This is a genomic window from Gordonia malaquae NBRC 108250 (assembly GCF_000344135.1).
Lineage (GTDB): Bacteria > Actinomycetota > Actinomycetes > Mycobacteriales > Mycobacteriaceae > Gordonia > Gordonia malaquae.
The window spans coordinates 16229-30289 of the sequence record NZ_BAOP01000043.1 but is presented as its reverse complement, the minus strand read 5'-3'; the positions used below and the strand labels follow the sequence as shown (position 1 = coordinate 30289).

Here is a 14061-nt window from a genome sequence, read left to right as displayed (position 1 = left end):
TCTCCCCTGCTCCTTGAGCAGGGAAAACGGGTGCGCTCAAGGAGTAGGGGGACGGATGCGATCACGGAGGAGGGGACGGCGCGCTCAAGGGGCGGGGAGAAAGGGCGCGCTCAAGGAGTGGGGGGGGGCAATTCCGCGCGCTCCAGGAACCGAGGTGGCGGCGCGCTCAGGAGCAGGGGTGGCGGCCTTGCTCGAGAGGCCGAGCGGAGGGGGTCGGCGAAGTCAGCCGATCAAGTCGGCGTGGTGCCGTCGCGCGACATCGGGATGCGCGCGCAGACGTGCTTTGAGCATGTTCTCGCCGAAGGTCCCCGAGATCACGTTGTCTGGGTCCGTCGTCACGCCCGATGCTTGTGCGGCGAGTTCCTCTGGCAGGGTGATCTGCGGCATCACCGACGACAGTGCAGGGTTGAAGAAGAACGGGACCGACAGCCGTTCGCTCCCCAGCGGGGGCGATTCGACGCGGTGCGTGGTGGCCTTCAGATAGCCGTCGGTCGCGTACTCCATCAGTTCTCCGATGTTGACGACGAAGGCGTCGTCGACCGGAGGTGCGTCGATCCACTCGCCGTTGTGCTCCACCTGCAGGCCGCCCTTGTCAGGCTCCACCAGCAAGAGGGTCAACACGCCCGGATCCTTGTGCGCGCCGACGCCCTGCCGGTCCTGGGAACTGTCCCGTCCCGGGTAGCGGACCACCTTCAGCAGCGTCGACGGGCGTTCGGCGAATGCCTTGTCGAACGCGTCGGCTGCGGCGCCCAGGCTCACCGCCAATTCGCGCATCAGGGTCAGTCCCAGCGCCGAGCATCGTCGTTGCCAGTCGGTGACCACGTCGCGGAATGCGGGAAGCGCGGACGGCCACAGGTTGGGGCCGTCGAGGCGAAGGTACGCGGGATCGTCTCCGAGTTGCTCGTACTCGGCGGCCACGTCGATCTGCTCCCGCCAGTCGATCGCCCCTTGCGTGTACTCGCCGCCGAATCGGGTGTAACCGCGAAACTGTGGACTCTGGAGCATCTCGACACCGAACTTGTCCGCCTCGGACAACGCGAAGAAGTCGCGCGCCGTGTCGAACAGGCGATCCCTGGTGGCCCTGTCGATTCCGTGGCCGACGAGATAGAAGAACCCGTACTCGTGCGTCGCCGTCCGCAGTGCTTCTCGGAACGACTCTTGCGCGCCCTCTCCGCCATTGAGCAACGACATGTCGACGATCGGAAGGGTGGCGTGTGCGTGGGTCATCGGTGCTCCTGCAGGCGTTTGCATCGCTCAATTGCGAGGGTAGCGCGGATATCATCGGACTATGCCAGCCCCTGCTCGTCGACCGGCGAAGCTCACCGCGCGGTCTGCCGTTCTCAGCGCGCTCCTTGGCGCGCATCCGGCCGAGGCGACGGCGTCGGGAATTGTCGACGTGGCCGTTCACGTGGGATTTCAGGAGTCGGCGGTGCGCGTCGCGCTGACACGAATGGTGGCGGCGGGCGACCTCGACCGCGATCGCGGCGTGTATCGACTCTCGCCGCGTCTGATCGCCAGACAGCAGCGGCAGGACGAAGCGATCTCGCCTGCCCTGCGACCGTGGGACGGCCGCTGGTCGATGCGGATCGTGACGGTCCCCGCCGACGCGGCGACCCGTGCGGCAACTCGTGCGGAACTGACCGAGCTGCGGTACGCGGAGCTGCGGGAGGGCGTCTGGCTGCGGCCGGACAACCTCGACGTCACCGGATCGGACGCGTTGCTGACGAGGACGACGTCGTTCTCCTCGGTGCCAGGCGGCGATGAGAACGAGTTGATCTCCCGACTCTTCGATCCCGCAGGCTGGTGTGCCGAGGGCTTCGCACTTCTAGATGCGGCGGGACGGGCCGACGGGATGGCCGAACGATTCGAGGTCGCGGCCGCCACGGTCCGACACATCCTGCACGATCCACTGCTCCCCGTCGAACTGCTCCCCGCCGACTGGCCTGGCCGGCGACTCCGGGATTCGTACGCCACATTCAAGGCGGAGTTCAGTCGCTTCGCTGTCGACGTCCTCGTCGACTGAGGCTGCCGGACCAGACCCCGAGAATTACACTCTAGATTCAACTGTTTCGATTGTGTAATACTGCGTCCATGGTGACGCACACAGTGACGAATCAGGTCCCGCCGCTTGTCGGATACGACGCCGCGGACAGGCCGGTGATTCTGGAGGCCCTCGCACGAGTGGGTGCGGAACGCGCGTTGGACGAACTGCACGAGGTCGGACGCCTCGCCGGCTCGGCGGAGGCGCTCGAATGGGGCGATCGCGCGGAGGCCAACCCCCCGGAGCTGCGGACGCACGACAGGTACGGCCACCGGATCGATGAGGTCGCCTACGACCCGGCCTATCACGAGCTGATGCGGCGGGCGGTCGGCTTCGGTCTGCACGGAGCGCCTTGGGTCGACAGTCGTCCGTCCCCACATCTGGTCCGTGCCGCGAAGATGAGCGTGTGGGGACAGACCGACGCGGGCCACGGATGTCCGGTGTCGATGACGTACGCGGTGGTCCCGGCGCTGCGACGTGCTCCCGACCTGGCGGCGACCTACGAGCCGCTCCTGACCAACCTCGCCTACGACCCGGGACTCGCGACGCCGACCACCAAGCGCGGACTGACCGCGGGGATGTCGATGACCGAGAAGCAGGGCGGCTCGGACGTTCGCGCCAACACCACGCACGCGACGCCGAACGTCGACGGAACGTACTCGATCACCGGTCACAAGTGGTTCACGTCCGCGCCGATGTCTGATCTGTTCCTGGTGTTGGCGCAGGCTCCTGACGGTCTGTCGTGCTTCCTGGCGCCACGCGTGCTGCCTGACGGTTCGCGTAACCCGTTCCTTCTGCAACGGCTGAAAGACAAACTCGGTAACCGCTCGAACGCCAGCAGTGAGGTGGAGTACGACCAGACCGTCGGGTGGCTCGTCGGGGACGAGGGCCGCGGTGTCGCGACGATCATCGAGATGGTCAACATGACTCGACTCGACTGCACCCTCGGCGCGGCGACGAGCATGCGTGTCGGCGTGACGAATGCCGTCCACCACGCCGTGCACCGGAGGGCGTTCGGAGCCGATCTCATCGACCAACCCCTGATGCGGAACGTGCTCGCCGACCTAGCCGTGGAGGCCGAGTCGTCGACGACCGTCGCCCTCTGGCTGGCGGAACTGACCGATCTCGCATCCGAGGGCGACGTGGAGGCCGATGCACTCCGGCGAATCGGGTTGGCCGTGAGCAAGTACCACGTCTGCAAGCGCGGCCCGATCCATGCGGCCGAGGCGCTGGAATGCCTCGGCGGCAACGGGTACGTCGAAGACTCTCGCATGCCGAGGCTCTACCGCGAGGCGCCGTTGCTGTCGGTGTGGGAGGGTTCGGGCAACGTCGCCGCCCTCGACGTGCTGCGGGCGATGGCCAAGCAGCCCGAGACCGTCGAAGCGTTCCTCGGCGCCGTGTCGTCGACCCGCGGGGCGGACTCCCGTCTCGACGACGCCGTCGATCGCCTCGGTGGGACGCTGACGTCGATCGCGTCAGGATCTCCCGACGACGCGCAGTACGGTGCACGACGAGTGGTCGGTGACATGGCGGTAATCCTGCAGGGCTCGTTGTTGGTGCGTCACGGTCATCCGGCCGTCGCCGACGCCTTCTGTGCGAGCCGGCTCGGCGCCGACCACGGCGACGTCTTCGGGACTCTTCCGACAGGAGTCGACACGGCGACGATCCTCGACCGCGCCACGGTGAAGCTCGGGTGAGCGGGATGGACGTCGACTACCGCACGCTGACGTACGAGGTGACGGGCGCGATCGCACGCATCACCTTCAATCGTCCGGACCAGGGCAATGCTATCACCGTCGACACGCCCGTCGAGCTCGCCTCCGCGGTGGAGCGAGCCGACATCGACCCGGCGGTCCACGTGATCCTGCTGTCCGGACGAGGGAAGGGATTCTGCGGGGGTTACGACCTGTCGATCTTCGCGGAGGGCATGGGCCAGGGAGGACCAGGTGCTGACGGCGCGACGGTGCTGGATCCCGGCGTACAAGCCCGCAACCACGATCCGAACCGGACGTGGGATCCCGTCGTCGACTACGCGATGATGAGCAGATTCAACCGGGGGTTCGCCAGTCTGTTGCACGCGAACAAACCGACGGTCGCCAAGCTCCACGGCTTCGCCGTTGCCGGCGGCACGGACATCGCGCTGTTCGCCGACCAGATCATCTGCGCCGACGACACTCGGATCGGCTATCCGCCGGCGCGTGTGTGGGGAATCCCGGCGTCTGGCATGTGGGCGCACCGGTTGGGCGATCAGCGAGCCAAGCGCCTGTTGTTCACCGGTGACCTCATCACCGGTCGGCAAGCGTACGAATGGGGACTCGCTATCGAGGCTCCGCCCGCGGACGAACTCGACGAACGGACTGAAGACCTCGTCGGCCGGATCGCCCGCATGCCGGTCAATCAACTCGTGATGGCGAAACTGGCGTTGAACTCTGCGCTGCTCGCCCAGGGAGTGGCGACCTCGGGAATGATCAGCACGGTGTTCGACGGGATCGCACGCCACACGCCGGAGGGCTACGCCTTCCAAACCCACGCCGCGACGCACGGATTCCGCGAGGCCGTCCGACATCGCGACGAACCGTTCGGCGACGCGAAGCCGCCGCGGGTGGACGGGACCGGTCCCGCATCAACGTGACCTCAGCCCGCGAAGGCGAAGCTCGGGTGCCCGCCGAGGGTCAACTCATGAAGGCGTAGTGAGCGAGGGGGAAGCGTCGGCTCTGCCACGCCGACTCGATGGTCGTGGCCGCGCGGAACGGGACGTCGCCCTGTTTGGTGAAGTAGTAGCTGTTGGCGCTCGAGCAGGTCGGGTCCGTGAACACCTGCAGGTGACCGCGGGCGAGGATCGAGTCCATGTAGTGGTCCTGGGCGTCCGATGTCACTTCGGCGACTGTCGCGTCCCGGCGGCGGGCCTCGTCGAGGACCCGGACGACGTGGGCAGCGCTGTTCTCGACAAGGGTGAAGAACGAGGCCCCGTTGTATCCGTACGGACCGAAGATCGTGAAGAAGTTCGGGAAACCGGACGTCGACACACCCTGGTAGGAGTGAAACCGCGTGTCCTCCCAGTGCGATGCGAGGTCACTTCCGTCAGGTGAGGTCAGCGCGTACGTCGGCAACGCGTCGCGGTCGGTCACCTTGAATCCGGTCGCGAGGATCAGCACGTCCAGGTCGTGCTCGGCTCCGGACGCCGTGCGCACGCCGGTCGGGGTGATGCATTCGATCGAGTCGGTTTCGAGCGTCACGTCGTCGCGGTTGAACGTGCTCAGGTACGAGTTGTGGAAACTGGGCCGCTTGCAACCCAGGGCATACGACGGTGTCAGTTTCCGGCGGACCTCGGGATCGTTCACCTGGGTGCGGACGTACTGCCGAGCCGCGGTCTCGAGCAGGCTCGTCGCCGGGATCCATCCGTGGAAGTGGGCGAGCACCGGGAAGGTCGCCTCCACGAAGGTCTGGCTCGCGAGCCGGGTGAGCCGCCCGACGCCGGGGATCGAGCTCAGGGCGGCTCGGGCCGGTCGGCCGATCGGGAAGTCGGGCTTCGGCAGGCACCAGATCGGCGTTCGTTGAAACACGGTCAGCGCGGACGTGAGCGGGGCGATCTCCGGGATCACCTGCACAGCGGTCGCTCCGGTGCCGATCACGCCGACACGTCTGCCGGTGAGATCGACATCGTGATCCCATCGGCTGGTGTGCATAGTGTGCCCCGCGAAGGTGTCGATGCCTTCGATGTCCGGCAGTTTCGGCTGGCTCAGGGGACCGCCCGCGTGGATCAGCCAGGAGCACGTGATCGGTCCTCGGCTGGTCTCGATTCGCCATGTCCGGTCGTCGCCGTCGAACGACGCGGACTGCACCCGAGTGTTGAACTGGAGATGTCCGCCGAGGGAGTAGTCCTCGACGATCTGAGTCGCGTAGTCGCGCAGTTCGCTGCCCGGCGCGTAACTGCGGGACCATGTCGAACGCTGGGCGAAGGAGAACTGGTAGCTGAACGACGGAATGTCGACCGCCACTCCGGGGTAGGTGTTCCACTGCCACGTCCCGCCGGGGCCGTCCGCGTCGTCGACCACGAGGACGTCGTCGAAGCCGGCTTCCTTCAGCGCGATTGTGGTTCCGAGCCCCGAGAAACCTGCACCGACGATCACGATCTCGTAGTGCACGGGTGACGAAGCAGTCATCGGCGACTCTTTTCAGATACGGACAGTGTTCGAGTTCGCACTGTATATCGTTCGGACGTCGATGTGCGCGCAACGATTCACCCGTGCAGATGCCCAACTGCGGACCATGAAGTTGATCGTCGAATCGGCGTCGGAGCTATTCCTCGGTGACGGTTTCGCCACGACGTCGTTGGAGGCGGTGGCGGCCCCCTCCGGGGTCAGCCACCGCGCGGTGTACTCGACCTTCGTGGGCGTGGGCGCACTTGGGTCCGCCGTCGTCGGCCCTCGGTCTCGACCCGACGTCGCCGCGTCGATCATCGGGATTCCCATGAGGTCGGACGGGATGTCGTGAGCGGCGGTTGACCCGATAATCGACGACCTTCGCTTTACAAGAGCGGCGTCCGGCCTGGGGACGGACATCGTGCTCTGGGATCTAGGTTTGCTGCGGTGCAGCTGGTCGGCCTGTTCCAAATCGGCGAGGTGGTGATGATGTATGAGGTCAACGGCTTCGTCGGAATGTCTCTTGTGGTGAACGCAGTGCGGTCGCCGTTGCCGAGTGGGCGGCTCCTTGTCTCGCACCATTACCGCGACGGCAACGGCCACGGGACTATCCGAATCATGCGCGAGAAGCGTGCTCGGCGACTTCGACCCGAGGGCGGCTTCGCAGTTCGAGCTCCTCCACGTCAACTACGACTTGGATGAGCGGGCGACTGACGAACTGCTCCGCGACATGGACGCAGTCGGGTTCGACCGGGGTGAGGATTCTGACGGACTGCCTACGCAGCAACACAATCGAGCGGCTGCCTTCGCCTTGTCTGAAATGATGACCGGGGTGCGCCTCACGGCGGACATTGCGACGGCGACGAGCTGGAGGCCGATCCGGAATGCCTCGTACAGGACCATGGCGACGACGGCGGCGGTGGCGTCCGGCCTGCCTGCGGTGGACGAAGACTCTCGATGCCATGACGGCGGTGACTGCGGCGAGGCCAGCTGCGGCCACCGTGCGGCGGTCCCGGGGCTTCGGTCTATGTCGATGTCGTAGGACATGCGCGCGCAGCGCTGGTGACCACAGTGGCCGGGCTTCTGCGGCGACGGTCAAATAGTGCGCAGCGTCACATACGCGCCTCAACTTGAGTGGAATGGACTCAATGTTGTGACGGTTGAACTATTCGAACGGCAAACATGAGCCGTATAGACTAAAGTCCGGAACAGTTCCGGATGTCAGACCTACAGAAAGGCAACCAGTGGACAGCTTCACTCCCACAACCAAGACGCAGGCTGCACTGCAGGCTGCCCTCCAAGACGCTGCCGCGGCGGGCAACCCCGACGTGCGGCCCGCTCACATCCTCAACGCGCTCCTCGAACAGAACGACGGAATCGCATCGCCGCTGATCAAGGCCGTCGGAGTAGACCCGGTGCAGATCCGCGCCGAAGCGAAGGCTCTCGTCGGGCGCGCTCCGACGGTGTCGAGTTCGAGCGGCCAGCCGACGCTCTCGCGCGAGTCGATCGCAGCGGTGACGGCCGCGCAGAACCTCGCGACCGAGATGGGCGACGACTACGTCTCCACCGAGCACCTCGTGGTCGGTCTCGCGACCGGCGACTCCGACGTCGCACGACTCCTGTCCGGGGCGGGCGCGACGCCGGAAGCGCTTCGGGAGGCCTTTGTCTCCGTTCGCGGAACCGGGCGAGTGACCAGTGAAGACCCCGAGTCGACGTATCAGGCGCTTGAGAAGTACTCGACCGACCTCACCAAGCGTGCTCGCGAGGGCGACCTCGACCCGGTGATCGGTCGCGACAGCGAGATCCGTCGTGTGGTCCAGGTTCTGTCTCGCCGCACCAAGAACAACCCGGTGCTCATCGGTGAGCCGGGCGTCGGCAAGACGGCGATCGTCGAAGGCCTCGCGCAGCGTGTCGTCGCGGGCGACGTGCCGGAATCCCTCCGCGGGAAGACGGTCTTGTCGCTCGACCTCGGCTCGATGGTCGCGGGCGCCAAGTACCGCGGCGAGTTCGAGGAACGGCTCAAGGCCGTGCTCGACGAGATCAAGGGCTCGGACGGTCAGATCATCACCTTCATCGACGAGCTGCACACGATCGTCGGTGCAGGCGCCACCGGCGACTCCGCAATGGACGCCGGCAACATGATCAAGCCGATGCTCGCTCGCGGCGAGCTGCGGCTGGTCGGCGCCACCACCCTGGAGGAGTACCGCCAGTACATCGAGAAGGACGCTGCTCTCGAGCGTCGCTTCCAACAGGTGTACGTCGGTGAGCCGTCGGTGGAAGACACCATCGGCATCCTCCGCGGACTCAAGGATCGGTACGAGGTGCACCACGGTGTCCGCATCACCGACTCCGCGCTGGTGGCGGCGGCCTCGCTGTCGGACCGGTACATCACATCGCGCTTCCTGCCCGACAAGGCCATCGACCTCGTTGACGAGGCCGCGTCGCGTCTCCGCATGGAGATCGACTCGCGTCCCGTCGAGATCGACGAGGTGGAACGTGTGGTCCGCCGACTCGAGGTGGAAGAAGTCGCCCTCGAGAAGGAGACGGACGCCGCGTCGAAGGATCGGCTGGACGCGCTGCGCGGTGAACTCGCCGACCATCGTGAGAAGCTCAACGAACTCCTCGCGCGCTGGCAGGGCGAGAAGACGGCGATCGACGCAGTCCGCGACGTCAAGGAGGAGCTCGAACGACTCCGCGGCGAAGCCGACCGCGCTGAACGCGACGGCGACCTGGGTCGTGCCGCCGAACTCCGCTACGGCCGCATCCCCGGACTGGAGAAGGAGTTGGAGGCCGCGATCGAGAAGACCGGCACCGATCCCGACCAGGACGTGATGCTGCAGGAAGAGGTCGGTCCCGACGACGTCGCCGAGGTCGTGTCGGCGTGGACCGGTGTGCCCGCAGGCAAGATGCTCGAAGGCGAGTCGGCCAAGCTGCTCCGCATGGAGGACGAGCTCGGTCACCGCGTCATCGGGCAGAAGGCCGCCGTCGGTGCGGTGTCCGACGCCGTTCGGCGCGCTCGCGCCGGTGTCGCCGACCCGAACCGCCCGCTCGGATCGTTCCTGTTCCTCGGACCGACGGGCGTCGGTAAGACGGAGCTGGCGAAGGCTCTGGGCGAGTTCCTGTTCGACGACGAGCGGGCCCTCATCCGGATCGATATGAGCGAGTACGGCGAGAAGCACTCGGTCGCGCGGCTCGTCGGCGCCCCTCCGGGGTACGTCGGATACGAGTCCGGTGGTCAGCTCACGGAGGCGGTGCGACGTCGTCCTTACTCGGTGGTCCTGTTCGACGAGGTCGAGAAGGCTCACCCGGACGTCTTCGACGTGCTGCTGCAGGTCCTCGACGAGGGCCGTCTCACCGACGGTCAGGGGCGCACGGTCGACTTCCGCAACACGATCCTCATTCTCACGTCCAACCTGGGCGCGGGCGGCGACAAGGATCACGTGATGGCGGCGGTGCGCGCAGCGTTCAAGCCCGAGTTCGTCAACCGGCTCGACGACGTCGTGATCTTCGACGCGCTGAGCCCCGAAGAGCTGGTGTCGATCGTCGACATCCAGCTGGCTCAGCTCGGCAAGCGTCTCGCGCAGCGCCGACTCGACCTCGAAGTGACGCCGAAGGCCAAGGAATGGTTGGCCGAACGCGGCTTCGACCCGCTGTACGGTGCGCGCCCGCTGCGCAGGCTGGTGCAGCAGGCCATCGGCGACCAGCTCGCCAAGGCGCTGCTCGCAGGCGACATCCGTGACGGCGACGTCGTCCCGGTGAACGTCGGCGGCGACGGCGAATCGCTCGTCATCGGCTGATCGCGCACACGACGTAGGTCCCGCCCCTCGCATCACGAGGGGTGGGATCCTCACGTCGTCTAGTTGCGCCTGTCAGGCCCGGTGACCTGCGCCGATCGACTGAAGTGAAAGAGACTTTACATGTCGTCCGCGACATGTAAAGTCTTTGCCGTTTTCTTTATACGTCGCAGGTCAGAGGGCATGATTTCAGTGTGACCAACTGGCGGCCCGACGAACCCTACAACGACCTGCCGAATCCTCCGGATGCTGAGGTCCTGGAGACCGGACGCGTGCTGCGTGCATCGATCAAGGCGACCGGATCGTTGGCGAGGCTGGATCAGGCGACTCGATCGATGCCGAATCCCGCAGTGCTGATCAACACGATTCCGATCTTGGAGGCGCAGGCGAGTTCGGAGATCGAGAACATTGTGACCACCATCGACGAAATGTTCCAGCACGCGGCGGACGATCGGAACGCGACACCCCAGGCTAGGGAAGCTCTGAGGTATCGAACCGCACTTCGAGTGGGATACGACCACATCGCCGCCCGAGGTCTCGGTAAGACGACGGCGATGGCGGTGTGCTCGACGATCAAAGGGCTCGACATGGATGTGCGGTCGATGTCGGGTACAAGACTGATGAACCCGATCAGTCGGGAGATCACCTACAGCCCTCCTGAGGGACGCGAACTGATCCTAGACAAACTCGCCGAATGGGAGAGATTCGTCCACCAGGATCCCGGGCGCCTCGATCCGCTCGTGATGACTGCGGCGGCGCACTATCAGTTCGAAGCTATCCACCCGTTCTCCGACGGGAACGGTCGTACGGGACGCATTCTCAACGTTCTGCTCCTTCGCGAGACGGGGTTGCTCGATGAGCCGGTGCTGTACCTGTCGCGATACATCATCGCGACGAAGGACGAGTACTACCGTCGGCTGCTCGCGGTGACCGCGGAGGCGGACTGGGAGGGGTGGATCCTATACATGTTGGCCGGGATCGATCGGACGTCGCGGTCGGCGCTTGCCAAGACTTCTGCGATCGCCGCTTTGCAGCAGGATTTCGCGGGACGAGCGCGTGCCGCATCACGGGGAGGTGAGGATGCGGAACTGCTGTCAGTGCTGTTCGAGCAGCCGTACTGCCGTATCGCCACTGTTGTCGAACGATGTGGGAACTCGCGGCCAACGGCGACGAAGTGGCTCGTCGACCTTGCGGAGGCGGGCTTGCTGGAAGAGGTCCGGGCCGGACGGGACCGCCTCTTCGTGAACCGTGAGTTCCTGGCGGTTCTCAACCGGCGGGAAGCAGTCTGACCTGCGCCGATCGACTGAAGTGAAAGAAACTTTACATGTCGTCCGCGGCATGTAAAGTTTTTGCCTCTTTCTTTACACGCCGCAGGTCAGGGGGCATGCGTCGCATCGGTTTCCCTTGTGCGCGGATGGAGGCGGAGTATCGTCGACTCTGAACTCAACGTTTGATGAATAGAGGTCACCGTGGACGCGATCAGATGTGAGAACGTGACCGTGTGGCGCGGGTCCGTCACCGCGGTCGACGACGTGTCGCTCACGGTTCCGCGGGGCCGGATCACCGGGTTGCTCGGACCGTCCGGATGCGGAAAGACAACGCTCCTGCGCTCCATCGTCGGGACGCAGAAGAACGTGACGGGCAACGTCGAAGTGCTCGGTGCGCCCGCTGGGTCGGCGAGCCTGCGGCATCGCGTCGGATACGTCACGCAGGCGGCGTCGATCTACACCGACCTCACCGTGGAACAGAACGTCCGCTACTTCGCGACCTTGTTCGGCGCGACCGACGGGGTGCAGGGCGCGCTCGAGGCAGTCGACCTCACGGCACGCGCGGGACACCTCGCATCCGACCTGTCGGGCGGACAATTGAGTCGCGTCTCGATCGCATGCGCACTGGTCACCAAGCCGTCGCTGCTGGTGCTGGACGAACCGACGGCCGGCCTTGATCCAGTACTGCGCGCCGACCTGTGGACGAGGTTCGCCGACCTCGCGGCGTCGGGGGTCACGATCCTCGTCTCGAGTCACGTGATGGACGAGGCCGACCGCTGCGACGACCTGATCCTGATGCGAGACGGTCGACTCGTCGCTCAACTGACACCTCGCGACCTGCGGGAACGGACCGAGAAGAACAATCTCGAAGACGCCTTCCTGACCCTGATTCAGGGGCGCGCGGCGTGAGCGCGCCGATTCGGCCGCGGATCCTCGGCGCGACGGCAGTGCGGGTGCTCCGCCAGCTGCGGGCCGACCCGCGGACCATCGCGCTGGTCCTGGTGGTGCCGATTCTGCTCATGACGCTGCTGTACTTCATGTACTCGGGCCAATCGCGGCCGCCAGGAGCGCCGGACCCGTTTCAGCGTGTCGGCGTTGTGATGCTGGGCATTCTGCCGTTCGTCACGATGTTCCTGATCACGTCCATCGCGATGCTCCGTGAACGCCGATCCGGCACTCTCGAACGGCTGCTCACCACACCGATCGGAAAACTCGATCTCCTCGGCGGCTACGGCGTCGCGTTCTCCGTCGTCGCCGCGGTCCAAGCTGTGCTCGCGTCGGCCGTGGCGTTCGGGCTGCTCGGCCTCGAAGCGGAGGGCTCGGTCGCGTGGGTGATCGTGATCGCCATGCTCGACGCGATGCTCGGTGTTGCGCTTGGACTCCTGTGCAGCGCGTTCGCGCAGACGGAGTTCCAGGCAGTGCAATTCCTGCCTGTCGTGGTGATCCCTCAGTTGTTCCTCTGCGGACTGTTCGTCCCACGCGACCAGCTGCCGGGCTGGATGGAGGCGCTCTCGGACGTCATGCCGCTCACGTACGCGGTGCAAGCGCTGCAGGAGGTCGCATCGCACCCGACAGCAACCGCGTTGATGTGGCGGGACACGGGGATCGTCGCCGCATGCATCGTCGTCGCACTGTCGCTCGCCGCGGCGACGCTGCGCCGCCGGACGCCGTAACGTCCCAACCAATCCGCTCCCCTCGTCGACATCCGCTCCTCTCCCGGGGTGAGCGGATGTCGACGAGGGGAGCGGATTGCTGGTGAAGTGAGCGAACGCCTCCACTGACGACGGAAGGCCCGGACCAAGAGGTCCGGGCCTTCCGTCAGCGAGTCAGAGAGCGACTAGCGCGGGCAGAACTGCGCTGCGATGCCCATGACGGCCTCGAGCGGTGCGCCACGCAGACCGAGGTCCCAGGCGATGCCCTTGACGATCAGCAGGCACTGGTTGGTGGGGGTCGACACTCCGCCCTTGAGCTTCACGTCGAACTTGTTGGCGCCACCGAGCAGGTTGGACGAGCCGGGCTTGGTGGGCTCGGCAGCGTTCGGCTCCACGCACGTGCCCGACAGGGAGTAGGTGAACGGGCCGAGGCCGGAGAACGTGGCGTTGGCGGTGTTCTGGTTGGCCGCGTTGAGGGTGACCTTCTTGGTGAAGGTCTTCACTGCATCGGCACCGGCGGGACGCGACGCGGTGACCGTGCACTCGCTCGCCTTCTTGCGGTTCACGATCAGCACGTTGATCGTCGACTCGGTGTTGGTCACGACGATGCCGCCGTCGGCCGGCTGCGTCGGCTGGGCGGGGTCTGCTGCTGCGGCGACACCGGGAGTGACGGATGCGCCGACGAGGGCGGTGGCGGCAGCGGCGATCGTGACGGCCGCCAGCTTCAGGGACAGCTTCATGGTGACTCCATCGTGTGGGAGGTAATGGACATTCTCATCTAACTAGACCTGTAATCGCCGCCACAGGCAAATCTCAGGGTCGTCGAACGAAGACCTCCACCCGGATGGACGACCCCGCGTAGAGGTCGCGTCAAGATCCGTTCCGGCACCGTATGGATCCCGTTAAGGCATCTGGTGGGACCGGCTCCGCAGCCCGAATGTGAAGAGTGTGAACACATTCGAGGAGGTCTCGTCATGTCCGATGTGGTGATGCTGCTGATCGTCGCGGCGTCGATCGCGCTGTGCGCGCTCGCCGTGCACGGGCTCGACCGTCGGATCTCTCGATGACCGGCGCGGGCACGGTGGCCGTGATCCTCACGATCATCGCCGTTGCCGTCGTCGGCTACCTGATCGCTGCTCTGCTCTATCCGGAGAGGTTCTGACC

13 protein-coding genes are annotated in these 14061 nt (G+C 65.8%); 10 read left to right on the top strand and 3 right to left on the bottom strand.

The genetic code is table 11. The annotated features are described in order from the left end of the window. Nucleotides 1–222: 222 nt before the first annotated feature. Nucleotides 223–1227 (bottom strand): isopenicillin N synthase family dioxygenase, encoded by a 1005-nt coding sequence (locus tag GM1_RS19480; protein ID WP_008381749.1) that lies wholly within the window; start codon nucleotides 1225–1227, stop codon nucleotides 223–225. A gap of 61 nt (nucleotides 1228–1288) precedes the next feature. Between GM1_RS19480 and GM1_RS19475 the strand changes: the two genes are divergently transcribed. From GM1_RS19475 to GM1_RS19465, 3 genes are all read left to right on the top strand, one after another. After that, a complete protein-coding gene (locus tag GM1_RS19475; RefSeq protein WP_040520783.1) occupies nucleotides 1289–2023 on the top strand; it encodes a PaaX family transcriptional regulator C-terminal domain-containing protein in 735 nt (244 codons plus the stop codon). 68 nt (nucleotides 2024–2091) lie between these two features. Continuing rightward, entirely contained in the window at nucleotides 2092–3738 is a 1647-nt protein-coding gene (locus GM1_RS19470; protein WP_008381745.1) for an acyl-CoA dehydrogenase family protein, read from the top strand. Between the two features lie 5 nt (nucleotides 3739–3743). Beyond that, complete coding sequence (locus tag GM1_RS19465; RefSeq protein ID WP_081604339.1) at nucleotides 3744–4673, top strand: crotonase/enoyl-CoA hydratase family protein; 930 nt, start codon at nucleotides 3744–3746, stop codon at nucleotides 4671–4673. A 40-nt stretch (nucleotides 4674–4713) separates the two neighbouring features. Here the strand turns inward: GM1_RS19465 and GM1_RS19460 are convergent, their stop codons facing one another. Beyond that, a complete protein-coding gene (locus tag GM1_RS19460; protein ID WP_008381741.1) occupies nucleotides 4714–6204 on the bottom strand; it encodes a flavin-containing monooxygenase in 1491 nt (496 codons plus the stop codon). 106 nt (nucleotides 6205–6310) lie between these two features. Here GM1_RS19460 and GM1_RS19455 point away from each other — a divergent pair, with 106 nt between their 5' ends. The 6 genes from GM1_RS19455 (at nucleotide 6311) to GM1_RS19430 (ending at nucleotide 12918) form a co-directional block, all read left to right on the top strand. Then, nucleotides 6311–6535: a TetR/AcrR family transcriptional regulator gene (locus GM1_RS19455; RefSeq protein ID WP_157436217.1), complete on the top strand. Its 225-nt coding sequence runs from the start codon at nucleotides 6311–6313 to the stop codon at nucleotides 6533–6535. A gap of 204 nt (nucleotides 6536–6739) precedes the next feature. Next, complete coding sequence (locus GM1_RS23315) at nucleotides 6740–7225, top strand: DUF6461 domain-containing protein (RefSeq protein ID WP_373278361.1); 486 nt, start codon at nucleotides 6740–6742, stop codon at nucleotides 7223–7225. A gap of 202 nt (nucleotides 7226–7427) precedes the next feature. Further along, on the top strand, nucleotides 7428–9980 hold the full coding sequence (clpB, locus tag GM1_RS19445) for an ATP-dependent chaperone ClpB (protein ID WP_008381737.1): 2553 nt from the start codon (nucleotides 7428–7430) through the stop codon (nucleotides 9978–9980). Between the two features lie 191 nt (nucleotides 9981–10171). Beyond that, nucleotides 10172–11266: a Fic family protein gene (locus GM1_RS19440; RefSeq protein WP_008381735.1), complete on the top strand. Its 1095-nt coding sequence runs from the start codon at nucleotides 10172–10174 to the stop codon at nucleotides 11264–11266. 180 nt (nucleotides 11267–11446) lie between these two features. Next, nucleotides 11447–12154, top strand: coding sequence for an ABC transporter ATP-binding protein (locus GM1_RS19435; protein ID WP_008381734.1), 708 nt, complete (start codon nucleotides 11447–11449; stop codon nucleotides 12152–12154). Continuing rightward, nucleotides 12151–12918, top strand: a complete 768-nt coding sequence (locus GM1_RS19430) for an ABC transporter permease (protein ID WP_008381733.1) — start codon at nucleotides 12151–12153, stop codon at nucleotides 12916–12918. The genes GM1_RS19435 and GM1_RS19430 overlap by 4 nt, the downstream gene beginning before the upstream one ends. A 164-nt stretch (nucleotides 12919–13082) precedes the next feature. On the opposite strand, the gene GM1_RS19425 is transcribed toward GM1_RS19430, so the two are convergent. Beyond that, nucleotides 13083–13637: a hypothetical protein gene (locus GM1_RS19425; protein ID WP_008381731.1), complete on the bottom strand. Its 555-nt coding sequence runs from the start codon at nucleotides 13635–13637 to the stop codon at nucleotides 13083–13085. A gap of 323 nt (nucleotides 13638–13960) precedes the next feature. Between GM1_RS19425 and kdpF the strand changes: the two genes are divergently transcribed. Continuing rightward, entirely contained in the window at nucleotides 13961–14059 is a 99-nt protein-coding gene (kdpF, locus tag GM1_RS22105; RefSeq protein ID WP_075051916.1) for a K(+)-transporting ATPase subunit F, read from the top strand. Nucleotides 14060–14061 lie beyond the last annotated feature (2 nt).

Excerpts from the sequence above, each read along its gene's own strand:
- GM1_RS19465 (WP_081604339.1), top strand. The coding sequence starts at position 3,744 with ATGGACGTCGACTACCGCACGCTGACGTACGAGGTGACGGGCGCGATC.
- GM1_RS19455 (WP_157436217.1), top strand. The coding sequence starts at position 6,311 with ATGAAGTTGATCGTCGAATCGGCGTCGGAGCTATTCCTCGGTGACGGT.
- GM1_RS19475 (WP_040520783.1), top strand. The coding sequence starts at position 1,289 with ATGCCAGCCCCTGCTCGTCGACCGGCGAAGCTCACCGCGCGGTCTGCC.
- GM1_RS19425 (WP_008381731.1), bottom strand. The coding sequence starts at position 13,637 with ATGAAGCTGTCCCTGAAGCTGGCGGCCGTCACGATCGCCGCTGCCGCC.
- GM1_RS19480 (WP_008381749.1), bottom strand. The coding sequence starts at position 1,227 with ATGACCCACGCACACGCCACCCTTCCGATCGTCGACATGTCGTTGCTC.
- GM1_RS19470 (WP_008381745.1), top strand. The coding sequence starts at position 2,092 with ATGGTGACGCACACAGTGACGAATCAGGTCCCGCCGCTTGTCGGATAC.
- kdpF (WP_075051916.1), top strand. The coding sequence starts at position 13,961 with ATGACCGGCGCGGGCACGGTGGCCGTGATCCTCACGATCATCGCCGTT.
- GM1_RS19460 (WP_008381741.1), bottom strand. The coding sequence starts at position 6,204 with ATGACTGCTTCGTCACCCGTGCACTACGAGATCGTGATCGTCGGTGCA.